This window comes from Streptosporangium becharense (genome assembly GCF_014204985.1).
GTDB lineage: Bacteria > Actinomycetota > Actinomycetes > Streptosporangiales > Streptosporangiaceae > Streptosporangium > Streptosporangium becharense.
On record NZ_JACHMP010000001.1, the window covers coordinates 3,012,738 to 3,028,656 of the forward strand.

10 protein-coding genes are annotated in these 15,919 nt (G+C 72.5%); 4 read left to right on the plus strand and 6 right to left on the minus strand.

Annotated elements, in window-relative coordinates:
• The first annotated feature begins 125 nt into the window (after positions 1-125).
• Entirely contained in the window at positions 126-899 is a 774-nt protein-coding gene (locus F4562_RS12835; RefSeq protein ID WP_311733822.1) for a polysaccharide deacetylase family protein, read from the plus strand.
• On the opposite strand, the gene F4562_RS12840 is transcribed toward F4562_RS12835, so the two are convergent.
• Positions 827-2,029: an acyltransferase family protein gene (locus F4562_RS12840; protein WP_311733821.1), complete on the minus strand. Its 1,203-nt coding sequence runs from the start codon at positions 2,027-2,029 to the stop codon at positions 827-829. The genes F4562_RS12835 and F4562_RS12840 overlap by 73 nt on opposite strands.
• Before the next feature lie 267 nt (positions 2,030-2,296).
• Positions 2,297-3,868, minus strand: coding sequence for a glutamine-hydrolyzing GMP synthase (guaA, locus tag F4562_RS12845; protein WP_184538360.1), 1,572 nt, complete (start codon positions 3,866-3,868; stop codon positions 2,297-2,299).
• A 312-nt stretch (positions 3,869-4,180) separates the two neighbouring features.
• On the opposite strand from guaA, the gene F4562_RS12850 reads away from it, so the two are divergent.
• Complete coding sequence (locus tag F4562_RS12850; protein WP_184538359.1) at positions 4,181-4,939, plus strand: SDR family NAD(P)-dependent oxidoreductase; 759 nt, start codon at positions 4,181-4,183, stop codon at positions 4,937-4,939.
• 133 nt (positions 4,940-5,072) lie between these two features.
• On the opposite strand, the gene F4562_RS12855 is transcribed toward F4562_RS12850, so the two are convergent.
• The 4 genes from F4562_RS12855 to F4562_RS12870 form a co-directional block, all read right to left on the minus strand.
• Entirely contained in the window at positions 5,073-6,587 is a 1,515-nt protein-coding gene (locus F4562_RS12855; protein ID WP_184538357.1) for a DUF885 family protein, read from the minus strand.
• Between the two features lie 141 nt (positions 6,588-6,728).
• Positions 6,729-8,117, minus strand: coding sequence for a pyridoxal phosphate-dependent decarboxylase family protein (locus F4562_RS12860; protein ID WP_184538355.1), 1,389 nt, complete (start codon positions 8,115-8,117; stop codon positions 6,729-6,731).
• Positions 8,118-8,183: 66 nt separating this feature from the next.
• Positions 8,184-9,875 (minus strand): GMC oxidoreductase, encoded by a 1,692-nt coding sequence (locus F4562_RS12865; protein WP_184538353.1) that lies wholly within the window; start codon positions 9,873-9,875, stop codon positions 8,184-8,186.
• Positions 9,876-9,959: 84 nt separating this feature from the next.
• Positions 9,960-11,543, minus strand: a complete 1,584-nt coding sequence (locus F4562_RS12870) for a succinic semialdehyde dehydrogenase (RefSeq protein WP_184538352.1) — start codon at positions 11,541-11,543, stop codon at positions 9,960-9,962.
• Between the two features lie 88 nt (positions 11,544-11,631).
• On the opposite strand from F4562_RS12870, the gene F4562_RS12875 reads away from it, so the two are divergent.
• Together F4562_RS12875 and F4562_RS12880 are read left to right on the plus strand one after the other, a co-directional pair.
• Entirely contained in the window at positions 11,632-13,587 is a 1,956-nt protein-coding gene (locus F4562_RS12875) for a beta-propeller domain-containing protein (protein ID WP_184538350.1), read from the plus strand.
• A gap of 157 nt (positions 13,588-13,744) precedes the next feature.
• On the plus strand, positions 13,745-15,829 hold the full coding sequence (locus F4562_RS12880; RefSeq protein ID WP_184538348.1) for a beta-propeller domain-containing protein: 2,085 nt from the start codon (positions 13,745-13,747) through the stop codon (positions 15,827-15,829).
• Positions 15,830-15,919: the final 90 nt, after the last annotated feature.

The window sequence follows — 15,919 nt, forward strand, 5'->3', positions numbered from 1 at the left end:
TCTGGGCGAAGTGTCCGGATAAGATGCCTTTCTTGTCCCCTCAGTAACACCCGCAACGTCCGGAGTTTTCCCTCATGAAGTCTCCCACCCGATTGTTGTTGGCCACCTCGTGTGCGCTGACACTGGTGTCGGCACCGACTGCCGCGTGGAGCGCGGACAAGCCCAAGGCGGCGGGCGAGGCCACGTCCACCGCCAAGGTCGCCTCCGTCGACTGCGCCAAGGTCAAGTGCATCGCGCTGACCTTCGACGACGGCCCCGGTAAGTACGCCGACAAGCTCCTCGACACCCTCAAGAAGTACAAGTCCAAGGCGACGTTCTTCCTTGAGGGCCAGTACGTGAAGTCCCGTCCGGCCTTCGCCAAGCGCATGGTCGCCGAGGGGCACGACATCGGCAACCACAGCTACACGCACCCGCACCTGCGCGAGATCTCCGAAGACAGGATCCGCGAGGAGCTGACCAAGACGCAGGACCTCGTCAAGAAGGTCACCGGGAAGTACCCGACGACCATCCGGCCGCCGTACGGCGAGTTCGACGAGCGGGTCCAGGCCATCGCCACCGAGATGGGCATGCCGATCATCCTGTGGAACGGCGGTTCCCGCGACTGGGCCACCAGGAACGAGACGGCCATCTACAACGAGGTGCTCAAGAACGCCAAGCGTGACGGCGTCATCCTCATGCACGACTGGGTCGAGCAGACCGTCAAGGTGATGCCGAAGCTGCTGGTCGCGCTGCAGAAGCAGGGCTACCACGTGGTCGCCGTCTCCTCCCTGCGCGGCGCCAAGGGCGTCAAGGCCGGCGACATCTACCCGGTCGGGTCGGAGAAGGATCAGGACCTGTCGTCGGAGTCGCCCACCGGTGACCCCGAGTCGTACGCGGAGTCGCCCGCGGACGGTCTCTGAGCGAGCCGCCTGCCCAGCCGCTGCATGGGAAGCTCCACGTAGCGGTAGGTGAGCGTGCTCAGGCCGAGCACCACCAGCACCAGTCCCGCCGACAGCGGCAGCTGCACCACCGGCTGCGCGGCCCGGACGTCGCCGACGACGGCGTTCGCGATCCGCAGCAGCGGGTGGTGCAGCAGGTAGACCGAGTAGCTGATCAGGCCCAGCCGGACGAGGAACCGGGGCAGCCCGCGCTCACGCGCGGCCATCGCGATCGCGAACGTCGCCCCCGCCAGGGCCATCGTGGCGAGCCACGGGCCGGGCTGCACCCACCACCAGCCCGCCTGGTCCGCCCAGATCGGCGCCAGCGCCACGAGCGCGGTAGCGGCGGCCACCGGCCGGAGCCCGCCGCCGCCCTCCTCCCAGCGGCGGATCGCGGTCCCGGTGAACATCACCGCGAGGATCGCCGCCCCCAGCCACGGCACGAAACCGGCGAAGACCAGCAGGATCACGGCCATCGCGCCGAGGACGTACGCGGCGACGTTACGGAACCGGCCGCCGATCAGGCACGCCAGCCCGGCGAAGAACACCACGCCGGACACGTACGCCGGCCAGGGACCGGTCAGCGGCGGCGCCGCCAGCGTCAGCCCCGCCACGACCGCGACCACCCCGAAGCCCACCGCGAACCTCCCGCTGCCGCGGTGCAGCCCGGCGACGAACAGCGCCGTCACGACCAGGTAGAAGACCATCTCGTAGGAGAGCGTCCACATGGTGTCGGCCAGACCGCCCAGGTGGACCACGTCCAGCAGCATCGTGGCGTGGGCGGAGACGGACGACAGGTCGCGGGGCACCTCCTCGCGCACCGGAAGCCAGAAGGCCGTCAACAGCACCCCGGCGGCCACCAGCAGGTAGAGCGGGTAGAGCCGGAACAGGCGGCTGATCCAGAAAGCCCGGACGTCGCCGCGCCGCTCCAGCGAGACCGGGATGATGTAGCCGCTGACCAGGAAGAACACCAGGACGCCGTACATTCCGAGGTTGAACCAGTACGGCCGTAGGGCGGGTGCGAACCAGGGAAGCAGGTGTTCCAGCAGCACGGCGAGCGCCCCGAGCCCGCGGAGCGCGTCCAGCCACGCCAGCCGGGCGGCGGTGGTCACGGGCACTCCGACGTCGGTGGAAGGGACGGAAGGGGAGGGAGGCACTCGCCGCTACTTACCCGCCGGCGTCCGATGTAACCGATCGGCGGCCCCGCGACCGGTCATGCCCCCCGGTCGGCGGGACGTGACCGGTCGGCCCGCCGGCGGCCTTCCCCCGCACGGGCACGGGCCGGGAATGGAGCCGGCGGCGGCCTCCCGCCCGGTGGGCCCTTGCGCCGCGCGGGTGCGGGCCGGGAGGGTTTCCCGGCCCGCACCCGGCCGGTCGGCCTACTCCCACTCGATGGTGCCCGGGGGCTTGCTCGTCACGTCGAGCACCACGCGGTTGACCTCGCGCACCTCGTTGGTGATGCGGGTGGAGATACGGGCGAGCACGTCGTAGGGGACGCGGGACCAGTCGGCGGTCATCGCGTCCTCGCTGGAGACCGGACGCAGCACGATCGGGTGCCCGTAGGTGCGGCCGTCGCCCTGGACGCCCACCGAGCGGACGTCGGCGAGCAGGACGACCGGGCACTGCCAGATCTCCCGGTCGAGACCGGCCCGGGAGAGCTCCTCGCGGGCGATGGCGTCGGCCTCGCGGAGGATCTCCAGCCGCTCGCGGGTGACCGCGCCGACGATGCGGATGCCCAGGCCGGGGCCGGGGAACGGCTGGCGCCAGACCATGGCGGCGGGCAGGCCGAGCTCCTCGCCCGCCCGGCGAACCTCGTCCTTGAACAGCGCGCGGAGCGGCTCGACCAGCGAGAACCGCAGGTCGTCGGGGAGGCCGCCGACGTTGTGATGGGACTTGATGTTGGCGGTGCCGGTGCCGCCGCCCGACTCGACCACGTCGGGGTAGAGCGTGCCTTGCACGAGGAAGTCGACGGGGCCGTCGGCCAGGATGGCGCGCTGCTCGTCCTCGAAGACCCGGATGAACTCCCGGCCGATGATCTTGCGCTTCTCCTCCGGGTCGGTGACCCCGTCCAGCGCCTTGAGGAAACGCTCCTGGGCGTCGACCACGCGGAGCTTGACGCCGGTGACGGCCACGAAGTCACGCTCGACCTGCTCGGCCTCGCCCTTGCGCAGCAACCCGTGGTCGACGAACACGCAGGTCAGCCTGTCGCCGATGGCCCGCTGCACCATGGCGGCGGCGACGGCGGAGTCGACTCCGCCGGAGAGCGCGCAGATGGCGCGGCCCTCCGGGCCGATCTGGGCACGGACGGCCTCGACCGCGTCCTCGACGATGTTGAGCATCGTCCAGGAGGGGCGGCAGCCCGCGGCGTCGAGGAAGTGCTTGAGCACGGTCTGGCCGTGCGCGGAGTGCAGGACCTCGGGGTGGAACTGCACCCCGTACAGACCCAGCTCGGGGTGCTCGAACGCGGCGACGGGGGTCTCGGCGGTCGCCGCGGTGACGGCGAACCCCTCGGGGGCGGCGGCGACGCTGTCACCGTGGGACATCCAGACCGACTGCTCGGCGGGGAGCCCGGCGAACAGCACACCCTCGTCGATCACGTTCAGGCTGGTGCCGCCGTACTCGGCGACGCCGGTCCTGGCCACCTTGCCGCCGAGCTCCTGGGCCATGGCCTGGAAGCCGTAGCAGATGCCGAAGGTCGGCACGCCCGTCTGGAACAGCCCGCGGGGAACGGCCGGGGCGTTCTCGGCGTAGACCGACGAGGGGCCACCGGACAGGATGATGGCCTTGGGTTTCTTGGCCAGCATCTCCTCGACCGGCATCGTCGAGGGGACGATCTCGGAGTAGACGTGGCATTCGCGCACCCGTCGCGCGATCAGCTGCGCGTACTGCGCGCCGAAGTCCACGACCAGGACCGTGTCGAAGTCGGACACCAAGACCCCCAAAGAGAACACAGCGGTCGGTCCAGTCTATCGGCGCTCGTCAGCGCGCATGTTCCCGGCCGGGAGAACCACGGCCGGCCGGGAACACGGGCAGCCGGGAACACGCGCGGCCGGCGAGGACCGTGCGTGGCTGCCAAGGACCGTGCGCGGCCGGCGAGGACCGGCCTCCGGGTGGGAGATCTGCTTCCGGCACGGAGGGTCCGCCTCCGGCCGGGGACGGTGTGGCGTCCGGTGGCTCACACCCGCCGCCCCGATCCCGGCATGCCTGGCGTCCGATTGGTCACCTATCCAGGTGAAGGCCGTCGACAGCCGAGGAGGCAGACAATGGTCAGGACCGGAGCCAACACCGGAGTCATCGTCACCGGAGGGGCGTCGGGCATCGGGCGGGCCTGCGCGCTCGCGCTCGCCGAGGCGGGCCGCCCGGTCGCCATCTGGGACCGCGACGAGACGGGGGCCAAGGAGACGGCGTCCTTCGTCGCGATGAACGGCGCCCCCGCGGTCGCCGTGACCATCGACGTCACCGACGGCTCGGCCTTCCCCGCCGCGATCACCGCCAGCCGCGACGTCCTCGGCTCGATCGGCGGCCTGGTGCACGCGGCCGGCGTCGTGGGGCCGCTGGCCGTCGCGGACCTGACCGAGGACGCCTGGGACGCCGTCCTCGACGTCAACCTGCGAGCCCACGCGCTGCTCACCAAGGCGCTCCTGGACGACCTGCGCGCGCACGGCGGCGCCGCGGTCGTCGCCGTCTCCTCGATCGAGGGCCTGGCCGGCCGGGCGTTCATCCCGGCGTACTGCTCGGCGAAGGCCGGGCTGCTCGGCCTGACCCGGTCGATGGCCCACGAGCTGGCGCCGATCCGCGTCAACGCGGTCTGCCCGGGTTACATCGACACCCCGATGCTCGCCGCCGCCACCGGCGGCGACGCGGGCCGCTCGGGGGCGTTCGCCGGGAGGTCGGTCTTCGGGCGGCTCGGCCGCCCCCGCGAGGTGGCGGCGGCCGTCCGGTTCCTGATGAGCGACGAGGCGTCCTTCATCACCGGGACGCACCTGGTCGTCGACGGCGGGGCCACGGCCGTCGACCGCTGACCGAGGTGATGTGGACGAGCACCTCCCGGGATGGGCCGCCCCGGCCGCTGACCGGCCTCCCCGCCCGGACGACCCGGCGGCCGGAGCGCCAGGGGCGGAGCACCCGGTCAGAGCACCCGGCCGGAGCACCCGATCAGAGTGCCCGGTCGAGCAGGCCCAGCGGCGGGGAGCCGAGGTCCAGCATGGCGGTGTGGAAACGCCTGAGGCCGAACTCGGCGCCCCACTCGGCCCTGGCCCGCCTCCGCAGGCGGAGGATCTCCAGCTTGCCCCAGGTGTAACGGCCGTAGGTCGGGTCGAAGGTGGCGCGCGCCGCCTCCGACCTGGCCGCCGGGCCGGAGATGTGGGTGTCGGCCGCGAACCGGCGGGCGCCCTCCTCGACGGTCATCGCGCCGGAGTGCACGCCGATCGCGCAGGCCAGCCGGGTCACCCTGATCAGGGCCTCCAGCCAGACGCCGATCTCGAAGCGCGGGTCGCCGGGTGCGAAACCCTCCTCGACGCAGAGCTCCTCGGCGTAGTGGGCCCATCCCTCGGCGAAGGCCGTCGACATCAGCGTGCGCCGCACGTCGGAGCGGACGTGCCGCAGGGCCCGGCCGTGGGAGAAGTGCCCCGGGGCGACCTCGTGCACGTTGATCGCCGGCAGGGTGGTCTCGCTGAAGACCTCCAGCCACTCCTCGACGTCGTGCTCGGGCCACGAGGGGTCCGGCGGGGTCACGTAGTACCACGAGGGGCCGTCGGGCTCCCCCGGCGCGGACCAGCTGATCATCGCCATCGCCCAGCGGCGCGACTCCGGCGCGACGCCCACCAGGCACTCGCCGTCGTGGTAGGGCACCAGGTCCTTCTCCCTGGTGAAGGCGATCGCCCGCTCCGCCCCGATCCGGGCCGCCTCGATGACGCCGTCGGGGCCGGGGTGCCGCCGGACGAGCTCGCGCGCCACGTCCAGCGGCGGGCGTCCGGCCTCCCCCAGCCGGGCACAGGCGTCGGCCAGCCGTTCCATCAGCCGGTCGCGTTCGGCGTCGGCGTGCTCGGCGAGCCGTCCCAGGTCGACCGCCAGCCCGTCACCCGCGCTCATCAGCCTGGCCAGGCCACCGGCGCCGAGCGAGGCGTCCGGATCACCGGAGTCCGCGGCCCGCTCGACGTGCTCGACCAGGCGGGCGTGGGCCTTCAGCGCCGCCTCGCGTACGTGCTCGTCGGCGTCCGCGGGCACCCCGGCGGCCAGGCCGCGCACGGCCCCGAGCAACGCGGCCGCCACCGGGGCGCTGAGCATGTCCAGCGCGGCGATCGCGTTGTCCACGGCCTCGGGCCAGCGGGCGAGGTGGGCGTGCCTGGCCGCCGCCCGCTCGGCTTCGGGACCGTACTCGCGGTCGTAGACGGCCAGGTCGAGGCCGCTCAGGTGGTCCATGGGGCTGCGCCGGTGCAGTTCCAGCTCGCCGTACCGCACCCGGGCGGCCTCCTCGAAGATCTCCAGGTGCGCCGCGTCGTACGGGTCGGCGGGCGGCGGGCCCCCGCCCAGCGCGGCCAGCCCGGCGCGCACGCCCGCCGGTGAGAGATCCTGGATCATCCCGTCGTACTCGTGGCGGCCGGCCATCTCGCGTACCCCGGCGACGTTGAGGTCGCACACCGCGCGCAGGCGGCTGTCGAGTTCGGTCATGGGCGTGACGCTATTTGACCTTCTCCCCGCGGCTCAAGCGGGTTCCCCGCCGGCCCGGACGGCAGGGCCGTGGCCGGGGAGCGCCGTACCCGGCCCGCCGGGCGGCCCACAGCGGCCCGGTCACCCGCCGACCTGCCCCGGTCACCCGCCGGACCGGTCCGCCAGGTCGGGGATGCGGTCGAGCAGGGCCTTGAGGGTCCCGTCGTCCGTGGCGGGGGCCATGACGGTCATCCTCAGGTGGCGGACGCCGCCGATCTCGGCGGAGGTGAGGTGGAAGGCACCCTCCTCGGTCAGCCGCTCGCGCAGCGCGGCCTGGTCGCCGTCGCCGTACCGGAAGCAGACGATGTTGCTCTCCGGTTCGTACGGGCATGCGAAACCCGGCCGTTCACGGGCCAGTTCCCAGAAGCGGTGCGCGGTGGCGTACTGCCGCGCGACGTACTCGCCCAGGCCGCGCTCGCCCCGCCAGGCCAGGTTGAGGAAGATCTTCAGGCCCAGCTCGGCCTTGCTGCACTCCACGGTCCTGCCGATGAGGTCGAGCCCCGGTTCGCCGTAGAACAGGTAGCTGGCCCGCTGCCGGAAGGCGGCGTCCAGGTCGCCCTCGCGGCGGGTCAGGACCGCCGCCGCCGGGCCGGAGGTCCGCAGCATCTTGTGCGCGTCCCAGATCAGCGAGTCGGCGAGCTCGACGCCGTCGAGCAGGTGCCGGTGGGCCGGGGACAGCAGTGCCGAGGCGCCGTGGGCCCCGTCCACGTGGAACCAGACACCGTGCGCGGCGCAGAACTCGCCGACGCCACGCAGGTCGTCGTAGAGCCCGGTCGCGGTCGCGCAGGCGTTCGCCACCAGGGCCATCGGCCGCCGCCCGGCCCGCCGTACCCGTTCCAGGGCGTCCGGCAGGCGCGTGACGTCGATCCTGCCGAGCCCGTCGGCGTCCAGCGGCACGACCGCGCGCTCGCCCAGGCCGAGGACGGCGGCGGCCCGGGTGAGGGAGTAGTGCGCCGAAGCCGGGGCGAGCAGGGCCAGGTCGCCGGGGACGCCGTCGGTCCAGGCGTCCGGCGCGGCGGCGGCCCTGGCGGCCAGCAGCGCGGTGAGGTTGGCCAGCGACCCGCCGTGGGTGAGCACCCCGCCGCCCGTCTCGCCGAAACCGGCCCTGCCGAGCATCCAGCGCAGCACCTCGGACTCGACGGTCGCCGCCGAGGCGCCCATCTCGTAGATCGCCATCGGGTTGTTGGCGGCCCCGTGCACGAAGTCGGCCAGCGCCGCCGGGAAGTCGGGGGCGGCGATCTGGTGCCCCAGGTAGCCGGGGTGGTGCTGGCGGGTCCCCTCGGCGAGGTAGGCGCGCAGGAACTCCCGGTACCCCTCCTCGGTCATGCCTCCGTCGCGGATCCACCGGGCCAGCCCGAGCCGCTCGGCCACCTCCCGTGGGGGCCTGCGGCCCAGGACGGGCGGCACGCCGCGCTGGCTGCCGTCCACGTACGCGGCCAGCTCGTCGACGGTCACTCCGGCGGCGCGCACGAACTCTTCGACATTCCACATCACATCGGGATATTGACCCATATATAGCTGCATTGCGTCGGCACCGGGGTGATCACGACCGGACGGTCAGGTGATCTCGACGATGGGCAGGCGCAACGCCCCGGGAGCGGCGGCGGGCACCGCGGGGCGGACGGGCGGGACGGGCCGGAGCCGGACGTACGGGGACCCCGGCGCGGGCCGGGGGTCGCTCTCGCCCCGGTTGGGCCACAGCGCCATGGCGCGCTCGGCCTGGGCCGTGATGGTGAGGGAGGGGTTGACGCCGGGGTTGGCGGACACCGCGGAGCCGTCGACGACGTGCAGGCCCTCGTAGCCGTGGACACGGTGGTAGGGGTCGATGACCCCGGTGTCCGGCCCGGCGCCGATGGCGCACCCGCCCAGGAAGTGCGCGGTGGCCGGGATGTCGAACAGGTCGAGCCAACTGCCGGCCGCCATGCCGCCGACCTCCTCGGCGGCGAGCCGGGCGAACTCGTGCCCGGCCGGGAGCCAGGTGGGATTGGGCTCGCCGTGCCCGGGACCGGAGTGGAGCCGCCAGCCGAACGGCCCCCGGCGCGCGGACAGGGTGATCGAGTTGTCCTTGGCCTGCATGACCAGGGCGATGATCGCCCGTTCGGACCAGCGGCGGTGGTCGAACAGCCGGGCCAGCAGGCGGGGGCTGCGCAGGACCTCGCCGAGGAACCGCAGCCAGCGCGGGCCGCCGCCGCCGTCGATCAGCAGGGAGCGGAGCAGCCCCATGGCGTTGGAGCCGTCGCCGTAACGGGCCGGCTCGATGTGGGTGTGGGCGTCGGGGTGGACGGAGGAGGTGATCGCCACCCCGCGGTTGAGCTTCTCCCCCCCGGCCGACAGGCGCTCGAACCCGAGCAGCGCCTCGGAGTTGGTCCGGGTCAGCGCGCCGAGCCGGTCGGACAGACGGGGCAGGGCCCCGGTGGCCTTGAGACGGTGCAGCAGCCGCTGGGTGCCGTACGTGCCGGCCGCGAAGACCACCTGCTCGGCGGTGAACACGCGGCGGCGCCAAGGCGCGCCCGTCCGGGCCGTCTCGACCCGGTAACCGCCCTCCACCGGTACGACCGAGGTGACCGTGGTCTCCGGGTGGACCCCGGCCCCCGCCCGCTCGGCCAGGTGCAGGTAGTTCTTGGTCAGCATGTTCTTGGCCCCGTGCCGGCAGCCGGTCATGCACTCGCCGCACTCGGTGCAGCCCCGGCGGCGCGGCCCGGCGCCGCCGAAGTAGGGGTCGTCGGCCTCCTCCCCCGGGGTGCCGAAGAAGACGCCGACCGGGGCCATCCGGAAGGTGTGGCCCACACCCATCCGCTCGGCGACCGCGCGCACCACCTCGTCGGCCGGGGTGACCGTCGGGTTCGGCACCACGCCCAGCATGCGCCTGGCCTGGTCGTAGTAGGGGGCGAGCTCCGTCCTCCAGTCGGTTATCCCCGCCCACTGGGCGTCGGTGAAGAACGCGTCGGCGGGCTCGTAGAGGGTGTTGGCGTAGACCAGGGAGCCACCGCCCACCCCGGCGCCGGCGAGGACCATGACGCCGGTGCCCCGGCTCCCGCGCAGCACGTGGATGCGCTGGATGCCCTTCAGCCCCAGGCCCGGCGCCCACAGGAAGTCGCGGACGCGCCAGGAGGTCCGGGGCAGGGTGCTCTCGTCGAAGCGGCGCCCGGCCTCCAGCACCCCGACCCGGTAGCCCTTCTCCGTCAGGCGCAGCGCCGAGACGCTCCCGCCGAACCCCGAACCGATCACCAGTACGTCGTAGTCGAACATCCGGGGCTCCCTCCGGAGACGGCCGTGGCGCGGTGCCCGTCACCGCGGGCACCGTGCTCCCACATCCAGCGGCTTGGGATCCCGCTACTTCAGGTGCAGTCGTTTCATGAGCTTGAGCACGTTCGTGAGGGTCTCGGCGTACCTGTCGTACGGCAGGCCGAGGACCGGCTCGAAGCCCAGCCAGGTGGCCTGGCTGGAGACGGTCTGCGCCTCGGTGTACTTCAGCAGCCCCTCCGCGCCGTGCCGGCGGCCCAGGCCGGAGGACTTCATCCCGCCCATCGGGGCGTCATAGGAGCCGTAGGCCGAGCCGTACCCCTCGTTGATGTTGACGGTGCCCGCCTTGATCCGGGCCGCGAGCGCTCGCCCGCGCGGCACGTCGCCGGTCCAGATGGAGGCGTTGAGGCCGTAGTCGGTGTCGTTGGCCCGTTCGACCGCCTCGTCGTCGTCCGAGAAGCGGTAGACCGAGACGACGGGCCCGAAGGTCTCGGCGCGGCACAGGTTCATGCTCTCGTCGACGCCGGTCAGGACCGTGGGCTCGTAGAACAGCGGGCCGATGTCGGGGCGGGCCCGGCCGCCGGTGAGGACGCGGGCACCCTTGGCGACGGCGTCGTCCACGTGGGCGGAGACCGCCTCCAACTGCCGCCGCGAGGTGAGCGAGCCCATCTGCACGCCCCAGTCGAGCCCGGTGCCGAGCCTCATGTTGCCGGTCAGGCGGACGAACCGCTCCAGGAACGCGTCGTGCACGGAGTCGTGGACGTAGAGCCGCTCAATGGACAGGCACAGCTGCCCGGCGTTGCTGAAGCAGGCGCGCAGGGCGCCCTGGGCCGCGAGGTCCAGGTCGGCGTCGTCGAGCACGAGCATCGGATTCTTGCCGCCGAGCTCCAGCGAGCAGCCGACCAGTCGCCTGCCCGCCTGCTCGGCGATCACCCGACCCGCCCGGGTGGAGCCGGTGAAGGCCACGTAGCCGGCGCCGTCGATCAGCGGCTCGCCCAGCTCGGCGGGGTCGCCGAGCACGACCTGCCAGATCTCGCGCGGCATCCCGAGGGAGACCAGCAAGTCGATCACCCACAGCGTGGACAGCGCGGTCTGGGTGTCGGGCTTGTGCACCACGGCGTTGCCCGCGAGCAGCGCGGGGACGACGTCGGCGACGCCGAGCGACAGCGGGTAGTTCCACGGGGAGATCACGACCACGGTGCCGCGCGGCCGGCGTTCCTCGACGGTCCTCGTCGCGACGGGGAAGATCCCCGCCCGGCGCCTGGGTTCCAGCAGGCCGGGGGCCCGCCGCGCGTAGTAGAGGGTGGAGAGCGCGGAGTCGAGCACCTCCTCGAAGGCGTGCCTGCGCGCCTTGCCGGTCTCCCACTGGACCACGTCGAGGATCTCCTCGCGGCGGTCGAGGATGGCGTCGTGCAGACGCAGGAAGGGCACGACCCGCTCACGCGCGGGACGCGCCGCCCACGCCCGCGCGGCCTCGCGCGCCGCGGCGTGCGCGGCGCGGACGTCGCCGGCGGTGGAGACGGGCAGTTCGGTGAGAACCTCGCCGGTGAACGGCGCGACGATCTCCTGGGTCTTCCCGCCGGAGGTCACCTGCCGTACGACACGTTCGATCATGCGGGGGTCGAGTGTCCGGGTCACGCCGGGTGCCCGGGCCACGTCAGGGGGGATGGCCATGCCCGCAGCGTAATCGGCCGCAACGAACGATGGCTACCGGTCGGTAGAAAGCGCGAACCTCGTGCGCCGCCCCCCTGTCGTAGGGGACATGAGGAAATCCACGCGCGCGGCCGGCGCGATCATGCTCGCCACCGCGCTGTTCGTCACCGCCTGCACATCCACCGGAGCGGGGACAGGATCGGGATCCGGTACCGGCCGCGCGGAACCGACCGGCCAGGGGAAGGCCGGGCTCGTCTCCTACAGCGGTTGTGACGACATGCTGGCCGGGTTGCACGCCGGAATGAGGAGGGCCGTCGGTCCGGGGGGCCTCAGCGGCCCGAGCACCTCCAGGTGGCGGTTCGCGGACCCGGCCGCCAACAAGCTGGCGGACTCCACATATGGGCAGATCACCACGAACACGCACGAGACCGGGGTCGACGAGCCGGACCTGGTGAAGACCGACGGCAACCGGTTGATCACCGTCAACCATGGTGTGCTCCGGGTGGTGGACACCAGGAGCAGGAAGGTCACCGGCACGCTCAGGCTCTTGACCGAGAACGTGAGGAACGGGCCGGTCAACCTGCTGGTCAGCGGTGACCGGGCACTGGTGCTGTTCCCCGGGCCCGCGCCCATCCCCTTCGGCACGGAGACCAAGCGCGCGCGGAGCGACGGGCCGCGTTACGTCCTGGTCGACCTGTCCGGGAAGCCTGAGATGATCGGCATGCTCGCCCCGGACGGCTCCCAGGTGGACGCAAGGATGGTGGGCTCCACGGTGCGGGTCGTGGTCCTCAGCGAGCCCGACGTCACCTTCCCCGAATTCGGCCGCGACCTGCCGGACGACGAGATCACGCGACGCAACACGGAGTTCCTCGCCCAGATCCCGATCGAGACGTGGCTGCCGAAGTACGACCTGACGACGGCCGACGGTGAGACCTCGCGTCACACGGTCGAGTGCGGGAAGATCAGTCACCCCGAGAAGTACAGCGGGACCTCGATGCTGACCGTGCACACCATCGACCTGTCGAAGCCGTTCGGTGACACCTCCCCGATCGGCGTGGTCGCCGACGGCGACACGGTCCACGGCACCGCCTCCAGTCTGTACGTGACCAGCGACCTGCGCTGGTGGGGGCCCCAGGCGTTCGAGCCGTCGTTCGTCCAGGAGACTCCGTCGGCCACGGCCTCCGCCCCACAGGAGACGGAGGTGCACCGGTTCGACATCACCGCGGCCGGCGAGCCCCGGTACGTGGCCTCGGGCAGGGTGCCCGGCAGGGTGCTCAACCACTACTCCCTGTCGGAGCACGACGGGCACCTGCGCGTCGCCACCACCTCGGACGTCGGCGACCCCGGCGGCTCCGCCCGGAACGGCTCCGCCGCCGTCCACGTGCTCGACGCCGGCACCCTCGGCGTGGCCGGCCAGGTCGGCGGCCTGGGGAAGGGCGAGCGGATCTACTCGGTGCGCTTCGTCGGCCCCGTCGGCTACGCGATGACGTTCGAGCCAGTGGACCCGCTCTACACCCTCGACCTGAGCGACCCGGCGAAGCCGCGGACGGCCGGTGAGCTGAAGATCGCCGGATACTCGACCTACCTGCACCCGGCGGGCGACGGGCGGTTGATCGGCGTCGGTCAGGAGGCGAGCGAGAAGGGCCGCACGCTCGGCACCCAGATCTCGCTGTTCGACATCGGCGACCCGGCCGACCCACGCCGCCTGTCGCAGATGTTCCCCAAGGACTCGGGGGCGAAGACCCGGCGGAACCACCCGCACACCTTCCTCTACTGGGCCAGGACGGGGCTGGCGGTCCTGCCGCTGGAGACCTCGACGGGCACCGGGCAGACCAACGGCGCCGCCCTGGTCCTCACCATCGGCGAGTCGGCCATCTCCAAGGTCGGCATGATCAACCACCCCAGGCCCAGGCGGGGGGACGACACCATCGACTGGAAGTCCATCCCCTGGGACATCCACCGCTCAGTCGTCATCGGTGACAGCCTGTGGGCGGTCTCCGAGGTCGGCATGAAGGTCAACGACCTCAAGACCCTGGCCGACCGGGCCTGGATCCCCTTCTCCTGACATCCCCTTCGCCTGACGAGTGTCCGGGTCACGCCGGGTGCCCGGGCCACGTCAGGGGGGGATGGCCATGCCCGCAGCGTGATCGGCCGCAACGAACGATGGCTACCGGTCGGTAGAGAAGGGTGAACCCCGGCTGCCGCCGATCCGTAGTAGGGGCATGAGGACATCCACGCGTACGGCCGGCGCGGTCATGCTCGCCGCCGCGCTGCTCGCCACCGCCTGCACGTCCACCGGGACGGGGACGGGAACCGCCGACGCCGGTCGTGCGACGCCGATCGACCTGACGAAGGCCAGGCTGGTCTCCTACAGCGGTTGTGACGACATGCTGGCCGGGTTGCGCGCCGAGACGGCGAAGAACGTCGGCCCGTGGGGCATCGGCGGCCCGATCATCTTCGAGGCGCGGTCCTCGGACCCGGCCGCCGCCAAGATGGCGGACTCCGCCCCCGAGCACTCCACCACGAACGTGCACGAGGCAGGGGTCGACGAGCCGGACCTGGTGAAGACCGACGGCAACCGGGTGATCACCGTCAACCGCGGTGTACTACGGGTGACGGACACTGCGAGCAGGAAGGTCACCGGCACGCTCAGGCTCGTGGACGCCGAGCACGTGGGGGCCCCGGCCGACCTGCTGGTCAGCGGCGACCGGGCGTTGGTGCTGTTCTCCGGGGGAGGGATCATCCCCTTCGGCGCGGTGGCCAAGCGCGCGCCGAGCCCCGGGCCGCGTTACGTCCTCGTCGACCTGTCCGGCAAGCCCAGGGTGATCGGCTCGCTCACCCCGGACGGCTCCCACGTGGACGCGAGGATGGTGGGCTCCACGGTGCGGATCGTGGTCCGCAGCCAGCCGCAGATCACCTTCCCCGACCTCGGCCCCGACCTGCCGGACAACGAGCGCACGCGGCGCAACGCGGAGGTCGTCGCCAAGACCCCGATCGAGGCGTGGCTGCCGAAGTACGAGCTGGCGGCGGCCGACGGGACGACATCGAACCACACGGTCGAGTGCGGGAAGGTCAGCCACCCCGAGAAGTACACCGGCACCTCGATGCTGACCGTGCACACCCTCGACCTGTCGAAACCGCTCGGCGGCACCTCCCCGATCGGCGTGGTCGCCGACGGCGACACGGTCTACGGCACCGCCTCCAGCCTGTACGTGACCAGCAACCCGCGCTGGTGGATGCCCCGGCCGGTCGAGCCGCCGGTCGTCCAGGAGGCGGCTCCCACGGTCACGGCCTCCGCGGCGGAGAGCCCCGCGGTCTGCGCGTCGGCGTCCGGCGGCGCATCCGCGGAGGCCGGCCCCGAGCCCTGCCTCCCCACGGCCCCGCCCTCCGGCGTGACACCGACGGCGAGCGCCGCACCGCAGGAGCCGCCGCAGGAGACGGAGGTGCACCGGTTCGACGTCACCGCCGCCGGCGAGCCCCGGTACGTGGCCTCGGGCAGGGTGCCCGGCAGGGTGCTCAACCAGTACTCCCTGTCGGAGCACGACGGGCACCTGCGCGTCGCCACCACCTCGGACGCCGGCGACCCCGGCCCCGGCGGCTCAGCACCGGACAGCTCCAGCGCCGTCCACGTGCTCGACGTCGGCACCCTCGGCGTGGTCGGCCAGGTCGGCGGCCTGGGGAAGGGCGAGCGGATCTACTCGGTGCGCTTCGCCGGCCCCGTCGGCTACGTGGTGACGTTCAAGCAGGTGGACCCGCTCTACACCCTCGACCTGAGCGACCCGGCGAAGCCGCGGACGACCGGCGAGCTGAAGATCACCGGATACTCGGCCTACCTGCACCCGGCGGGCGACGGGCGGTTGATCGGCGTCGGTCAGGAGGCGAGCGAGAAGGGCCGCACGCTCGGCACCCAGGTCTCGCTGTTCGACGTCGGCGACCCGGCCGACCCGCGCCGCCTGTCGCAGATGTTCCACAAGGACTCGGGGTCGGAGGCGGAGTGGGACCCGCACGCCTTCCTCTACTGGGCCAAGACGGGGACGGCGGTCCTGCCGCTGAGCACCTGGACGGGCACCGAGCAGACCAACGGCGCCGCCCTGGTCCTCACCATCGGCGACTCGGCCATCTCCAAGGTCGGCATGATCAACCACCCCAGGCCCAGGCCGGTGAACGACACCCGCTTCGCCGCCTTCGACCCGGGCATCCGCCGTTCGATCGTCATCGGTGACAGCCTGTGGACGGTCTCCGACCTCGGCATGAAGGTCAACGACCTCAAGACCCTGGCCGACCGGGCCTGGATCCCCTTCTCCTGACATCCGTTCCGCCCGGCATCCGCCGACCGGGCCCGGACCCCGCGTCCGGGCCCCCCTCCTTTTCGCCCTCCGGGCCCGGCCCCCGGCCTC

Coding starts and splice junctions, on each gene's coding strand:
- F4562_RS12850 (WP_184538359.1), top strand. CDS start 4,181: ATGGTCAGGACCGGAGCCAACACCGGAGTCATCGTCACCGGAGGGGCG.
- F4562_RS12855 (WP_184538357.1), bottom strand. CDS start 6,587: ATGACCGAACTCGACAGCCGCCTGCGCGCGGTGTGCGACCTCAACGTC.
- F4562_RS12860 (WP_184538355.1), bottom strand. CDS start 8,117: ATGTGGAATGTCGAAGAGTTCGTGCGCGCCGCCGGAGTGACCGTCGAC.
- F4562_RS12865 (WP_184538353.1), bottom strand. CDS start 9,875: ATGTTCGACTACGACGTACTGGTGATCGGTTCGGGGTTCGGCGGGAGC.
- F4562_RS12870 (WP_184538352.1), bottom strand. CDS start 11,543: ATGGCCATCCCCCCTGACGTGGCCCGGGCACCCGGCGTGACCCGGACA.
- F4562_RS12875 (WP_184538350.1), top strand. CDS start 11,632: ATGAGGAAATCCACGCGCGCGGCCGGCGCGATCATGCTCGCCACCGCG.
- F4562_RS12880 (WP_184538348.1), top strand. CDS start 13,745: ATGAGGACATCCACGCGTACGGCCGGCGCGGTCATGCTCGCCGCCGCG.